The 6335-nt window shown below is 73.4% G+C and carries 5 protein-coding genes; 4 read left to right on the forward strand and 1 reads right to left on the reverse strand.

The features are described from left to right. Window positions 1-34: 34 nt before the first annotated feature. Window positions 35-400: an STAS domain-containing protein gene (locus RB608_RS12200; protein ID WP_308088188.1), complete on the reverse strand. Its 366-nt coding sequence runs from the start codon at window positions 398-400 to the stop codon at window positions 35-37. Window positions 401-531: 131 nt separating this feature from the next. On the opposite strand from RB608_RS12200, the gene RB608_RS12205 reads away from it, so the two are divergent. From RB608_RS12205 to RB608_RS12220, 4 genes are read left to right on the forward strand one after another with little or no spacing between them, the layout of a single operon-like run. Then, window positions 532-1107 carry a cob(I)yrinic acid a,c-diamide adenosyltransferase gene (locus RB608_RS12205; protein WP_308088189.1) on the forward strand — a complete coding sequence of 192 codons (576 nt, stop codon included), beginning with the start codon at window positions 532-534 and terminating at the stop codon, window positions 1105-1107. Further along, window positions 1107-2078: a transglycosylase SLT domain-containing protein gene (locus tag RB608_RS12210; RefSeq protein ID WP_308088190.1), complete on the forward strand. Its 972-nt coding sequence runs from the start codon at window positions 1107-1109 to the stop codon at window positions 2076-2078. Before RB608_RS12205 ends, RB608_RS12210 begins: the two co-directional genes overlap by 1 nt. A gap of 42 nt (window positions 2079-2120) precedes the next feature. Further along, window positions 2121-2654, forward strand: coding sequence for a hypothetical protein (locus RB608_RS12215; protein WP_308088191.1), 534 nt, complete (start codon window positions 2121-2123; stop codon window positions 2652-2654). A gap of 57 nt (window positions 2655-2711) precedes the next feature. Beyond that, entirely contained in the window at window positions 2712-5879 is a 3168-nt protein-coding gene (locus tag RB608_RS12220) for a DEAD/DEAH box helicase (RefSeq protein WP_308088192.1), read from the forward strand. Window positions 5880-6335 lie beyond the last annotated feature (456 nt).

A 6335-nucleotide genomic window follows, 5' to 3' on the forward strand; every position in this document is an offset into this window, starting at 1 on the left:
CGCCGCCCCCGAGCCGGCGGCGTTGGGGAGGCGATCAGGCGGGGATCGGCTCCCGCTCGAGCTCGATCAGCCGGATCAGCCGGGTGAGGTGCAGCATCCGGCGCACGGCCGGCTGGGCCCCGCGCAGCACGACGCGGACGCCGTAGCGCTGCGCCTGCCGGCTCGCGGCCGCGATCACCTTGAGGGCGGTGGCGTCGACCGAGCCGACCGCGCTGATGTCGATGAGGACCGGGCTGATCCGGTCGGTGCCGCAGACCCGGATGTGGTCGTGGACCGCCGCGCGCAGCTCGCCGGTCGATCGGACGTCGAGATCGCCGGCCAGGACCAGGACGGGCTCGCCGAGGACGTACTCAATGCGACTATGCTCGTCGAGCGGGCGAGTGGACTGCCGTGCTCCCATTGGTTCCCTCCCGAGACCGATCCGGACAGACGCCCCACTGGCCTGTTACCCACCATGACGCTCCGGCAGTCCGATCGGTTGCATCTCGGTCCGAAGTTTTTCCGCGGCGCCCCCGGACTACGCTCCGAGTCATGGTCAACCTCACCCGCATCTACACGCGCACCGGCGACGCCGGCCAGACCCGGCTGAGCGACATGAGCGTCACGACCAAGACAGACCTGCGTCTGCAGGCCTACGCCGACGTCGACGAGGCCAACGCCCACCTCGGGGTGGCGATCGCGACCGGCGAGCTCGAGGACGACGTGGTCCAGGTGCTGTTCCGGGTGCAGAACGACCTCTTCGACGTCGGCGCCGACCTGTCCACCCCGGTGGTCGCCGATCCCGAGTACCCGCCGCTGCGCGTCGAGCCCGACTACGTCGACCGGCTGGAGGCCTGGTGCGACGCCTACAACGAGCCGCTGCCGAAGCTGCGCTCGTTCATCCTCAACGGCGGCACGCCCGCCGCGGCCCAGCTGCACGTCGCGCGCACCGTCGTACGCCGCGCCGAGCGGGCCGCGTGGGCGGCGTACGAGGTGCACGGCGAGGTGATGAACAAGACGGCGATCACCTATCTCAACCGGCTCTCCGACCTGGTGTTCATCCTGGCCCGGCACGCCAACCGCGCGCAGGGCGACGTGCTCTGGGTGCCCGGCGGCGAGCGGGGCTGATGCCGAGCCTGCGGCCGACGGTGGCGCTGGCCGCCGCGGCCGCGCTGCTGGCGGCCTGCGGCGGCGACCCCGCCCCGCGGCCCACCACGCGCACCCCGGCGGCGGCCTCGTCCGTGCCACCGGCGCCCACGCCGCCCGCACCCACGCCGACGTCCCCACCGGCCCCCGGGCTGACCGCTCCCGCGCCGGCGACGGCTCCCGACGAGCTGGCCCGCCGCCTGGTCGCCGCCGAGGACGCCGTCCGGGCCCCGGGCGCCGACGAGGGCACGCTGGAGCAGGCGGCGTTCGAGGCCCAGGTGCTCTACCGCCAGCTCGCGCGGCGTGCCGGCTGGCAGGACGCCGTCCTCGACGCCGCCGGTCCCTACCGCGACGCCATGACCGACCACATCGAGGCCCGCGGCGAGCTGCGGAGCGTCCTCACCCGGCTGTCCGGCGAGGTCCCCGCCTGGCGGATCGTCGCCCCCGCTCCGCTGGCCGACCTCCGCGCGCACTACGAGGAGGGCGAGCGGAGGTTCGGCGTGCCGTGGCCGGTGCTGGCGGCGGTCAACCTCGTGGAGACCGGGTTCGGCAAGATCCGCGGCTTCTCCACCGCCGGGGCGCGGGGGCCGATGCAGTTCATGCCGGCGACCTGGGCGCGGTACGGCGAGGGCGACATCGACGACCCGCGCGACTCGATCCTGGCCGCGGCCCGCTACCTCGCGGCCAACGGCGGCGACCGACCCGACCGGATCGACGCCGCGCTGCACGCCTACAACCACCACACCGGCTACGTGCGCGGCATTCGGGCCTATGCCCGGATCCTGGAGCGCGATCCCGGCGCGCTCGCCGGGCTGTACCGCTGGCAGATCCTCTACCTCTCCGAGCGGGGCGACCTGTGGCTGCCGCGGGGCTACCGCCAGCGCGCGCCGCTGCCCGTCACCGACTACCTGGCCCAGCACCCGGACCGGCAGCTCGGCACCGCGACGGACTGAAATCCGGTTGCCCGGGCGCCTGCCGGTCCCGAGCATGGTGGCGTGGACGTGACCTTCACGAAGCTCGCCGGGCGCTACGAGATCGCGGTACGCCGGACCGCGGGTGCGGCGCTGGCCCCGCGCAACGGACCGGGCCACAGCGACGCCGTGCCCCACGACGTGGCGCACCTGCTCGTCGAGACCGAGGACGGCATCCGGGGCGGGGTCTACGGCCGGCTCGCGGCGGCCGACGGCGACGACGGACTGTTCTGGCCGGTCGACCAGGCGGCCCGCCGCGCGTCCCTCAAGAACCGCCGCTCCCCCACCCCCGAGGAGTCGGCCGACATGGCCCGCTCCGAGCGGCTCGCGTCGCTCACCGTCGCGCTGTGGGAGGTCGCCCGCGGCCGGCGCCGGCCGGACCCGGCCTGGCCCGGCCGGGTCGAGGACAGCGGCGTGGACGCCGACCTGATGGCGCGTCTGTTCACCCGCTACGACGAGTTCTCCGCGCGCTGGGAGGCCCTCGCCACCGGCGACTCGATCACGCTGGCGTGGCCCTTCCCCGAGGGCAGCGGGAAGCGGCGCCGGGCCGGGCGCTGAGCGCCCCTGTGGATGGATGTCCGCGCCGTCGGACCCGCGTGCCACGATGAGCGGACCGTGAACGTCCTTGCCGAGCTGACCGACGACTTCCTGGCGCGCCACTTCGACGCCCAGACGTTGGAGCGCGCCCGTGGCATCGTGGCCGACGGCGGCGTACGGCGCCCCGAGATCGGGATGCTGTCGGCGGGGTCGGTCACGGCGACCGCCGAGGTGCTCGGCACCCGCGAGACGCCGTACCAGGTGCAGCTGCACGCGGAGGCGCCCAACGCCGACTACGCCGGCTGGCTGTTCACGGTGTGCTCGTGTCCGGTGCGCTCGGTGTGCAAGCACGGTGCGGCGCTCGCGCTGACCCTGCGCCAGACCTTCACCCAGCCGGCGGGCGAGGCGGCCTGGCGGCGCTCCCTGGAGCGGCTGGTCGGCGAGCTCGAGCGGCAGCAGCCGCTGGTGCGCGAGGAGGTGCCACTGGCGCTGGAGTTCTCGCTCGACCAGGGCCGCGGCTACCGCACCCCCGGACCCACGCTGCGCGTGCGCCCGCTGCGCCGGGGCAAGAGCAAGCCCTGGATCAAGACCGGCGCCGACTGGGCCGACGTGGCCGGCGGCCCACGCGGGTTCGTCCCCAGCCAGGCCGACGCGCTGGCCGCGCTGCACACCCAATGGTCCGCTCACCGCGGCTACTACTCGGCGGGGGTCGCGCCGTCGGTCGACGAGTTCGGCGACCAGGTGGTCCGCGCGCTGCGCAACGCCCGCGACGCCGGCGTGGAGCTGCTGGCCGCGCGACCGCTGCGCTCCGTGGCGATCGCCGACGAGGCGGCCGAGGTGGTCGCCGAGCTCGGCGACGTCGAGGGCGGCACCACCATGCGGGCCGCGGTCACACTGGGCGACCGGACCTGGCGGAGCGAGTCCGTGGTCCTGGTCGGCTCGCCCGCCTCGGTCGTCGGTCTGCTCGACGACACCGGGCACCTCGTCGTCGCGGCGACCACGGCGCCCGTGCCGCCCGCGCTGCGCCACCTCGTCGACGGACCGCCGATCCTGGTCCCACCGGCCGACCTGGCCGACTTCCGGGCGACGCTGCCCGGGCTGATGCGGCTGGTGCCCGTGCGCGCCGCCGACTCGGCCGTCGAGCTGCCGGCTCCGCTGACGCCGACACTGGTGCTGACCGTGTCGTGGCACACCGCCACCAAGGCGGGGCTCACCTGGCAGTGGCAGTACGGCGACACGCCCGAGCGGAGCTGCCCGCTGACCAGCCGCGACTCGCTCGGCGGCGTCCGGGACCGCGCGGCGGAGCAGGCCCTGCTCGCCCTGGTGCCTCCGGCCCTCCTGCAGGTCTCGACCGTCGCCGACGGCGACGCGCTCAGCCTGGCCATCCACGACCTGCCCCACCTGCGCGAGATCGACGGCGTCCGCGTCGTCGAGGAGGAGCGCCCCGATTTCCGTGAGGCCGAGGTCGCGCCCGAGATCCGCTTCGACCTCGTCGAGCCCGACGCCGGTGCGACCGACTGGCTCGACCTCGCGGTCACGGTCACCGTCGACGGCGAGCAGATCCCGCTGCCCGACGTGCTCGCCGCCCTCACCCTCGACCTGGAGTTCCTGGTCCTGCCCAGCGGCCTCTACGTCACGACCGACCGGCCGGAGTTCGGCCGGCTGCGCGAGGTGGTCACCGCCGCCGCCGAGCTCCGCGAGCGCGACGGCGACCGGATCGGGATCGGTCACCACGACCTCGGCCTGTGGGCCCAGCTCGCCGAGACCGGTCTCGTCGACGCCCAGGTCGCGGCCTGGGTCGAGCGGGCGCAGGCGCTGCGCGACCTCACCGACATCCCGCGGCCCGAGCGCCGCGACCTCGCCACGGCGCTGCGCAGCTACCAGCGCGAGGGGTTCTGGTGGCTGGCCTTCCTCTGGCAGCACGGCCTCGGCGGCGTGCTCGCCGACGACATGGGCCTCGGCAAGACCCTGCAGGTCCTCGCCCTGTTCACCCACGCCCGCGCCGAGCGGCCCGACGACGCGCCCTTCCTCGTGGTCGCCCCGACCAGCGTCGTCACCGCCTGGGCCTCCGAGGCAGCCCGGCACGCACCGGGGCTGCGCGTCGCAGTCGCCTCACGTCGTACCGACGACGTGGCGGCGCTGGCCCGCGACCACGACGTGGTCGTCACCACCTACACGCTGATCCGCCTGGCCCAGCAGGAGTACGCCGCGGTCGACTGGTCCGGGCTCGTCCTCGACGAGGCGCAGCAGGCCAAGAACCACCACAGCAAGACCTACCAGGCGGTCCGCAGCGTCGCGGCGCCGTTCAAGCTGGCGGTGACCGGCACGCCGTTCGAGAACCGCCTGATGGAGCTGTGGTCGCTGCTCTCCATCACCGTGCCGGGGCTCTACCCGTGGCCGCGCACGTTCAACGAGAAGGTGGTCCGGCCGGTCGAGCGCGACGGCGACCAGGTCGTCCTCGACCGGTTCCGGGCCCGGATCAAGCCGTTCCTGCTGCGGCGGACCAAGGAGCTCGTCGCCGACGACCTCCCGCCCAAGCAGGAGCAGGTGCTGCAGGTCGACCTCGGCCCGGCGCACCGCAGGATCTACGACACCCACCTGGCCAAGGAGCGGCAGCGGATCCTCGGTCTGGTCGAGGACTTCGACCGCAACCGGGTGGCGATCTTCAGCGCGCTGACCAAGCTGCGCCAGCTCGCGCTCGACCCCGCCCTCGTCGACGACGAGCACGAGACCGTCGGCTCGGCCAAGCTCGACCTCCTCGTCGAGCATCTCCGCGAGATCACCGCCGAAGGACACCGGGCCCTGGTCTTCAGCCAGTTCACCTCCTTCCTCACCCGGGTCCGCTCACGCCTCGACGACGCCGGCATCACGACGACCTACCTCGACGGAGCCACCCGCGACCGCGGCGCCGTCATCGAGCGGTTCCGCTCCGGTGGCGCGCCCGTCTTCCTGATCTCGCTCAAGGCCGGGGGCACCGGGCTCACCCTCACCGAGGCCGACTACGTGTTCGTGCTCGACCCGTGGTGGAACCCCGCGGCCGAGGCCCAGGCCGTCGACCGTGCCCACCGGATCGGCCAGACCCGGCACGTCCACGTCTACCGGCTGGTCGCGAGCGACACCATCGAGGAGAAGGTGATGGAGCTCAAGGCCCGCAAGGCCGAGCTGTTCGCGCAGGTCATCGACGGCGACGGCGCGATGAGCACCTCGATCGGCGCCGACGACATCCGCGGGCTGTTCGAGGACTGACCGGCTCCGTCCGTCCGATCCCCCTGCTCCAACCTTGCTCCAACTTTCTCCAACCCTTGGAGCACCGGCTGTTGTCAAGGACCTGCATCGCACGTCGCATTCGCCTCCCGAGCTCGCCGATCTGCTCAGCTCGGGAGGCGGGCCACGCGAAGGTTCACGGAGCGATGAGGCGAAGGCCCTCGTGCTCGACCAGATGCTCGTCATCCGAGAGGTTCAGCGTGGCCAACGGAAGGTCGTAGGTCAGGCAACAAGCCGCGACCCACGAGTCATTCACCGGCATGGGGCGACCGCGTTGTCCGCATAGGCAAGGATCTCGCCCCATTTCCGCGCAACGTCGGGTCAAGTCCCGCGTAGTGGTGTAGCGCTGCGTGCTCCTCGATGAGGTGTCAGGCGGTCAGCGCGGGCAGGTCATCAGCTCCGATCTCGGGTTCGGTGGTGGGCACGATGTTGACGCGG

Source organism: Nocardioides sp. LHD-245 (assembly GCF_030929495.1).
Lineage (GTDB): Bacteria > Actinomycetota > Actinomycetes > Propionibacteriales > Nocardioidaceae > Nocardioides.

Excerpts from the sequence above, each read along its gene's own strand:
- RB608_RS12210 (WP_308088190.1), top strand. The coding sequence starts at position 1,107 with ATGCCGAGCCTGCGGCCGACGGTGGCGCTGGCCGCCGCGGCCGCGCTG.
- RB608_RS12205 (WP_308088189.1), top strand. The coding sequence starts at position 532 with ATGGTCAACCTCACCCGCATCTACACGCGCACCGGCGACGCCGGCCAG.
- RB608_RS12200 (WP_308088188.1), bottom strand. The coding sequence starts at position 400 with ATGGGAGCACGGCAGTCCACTCGCCCGCTCGACGAGCATAGTCGCATT.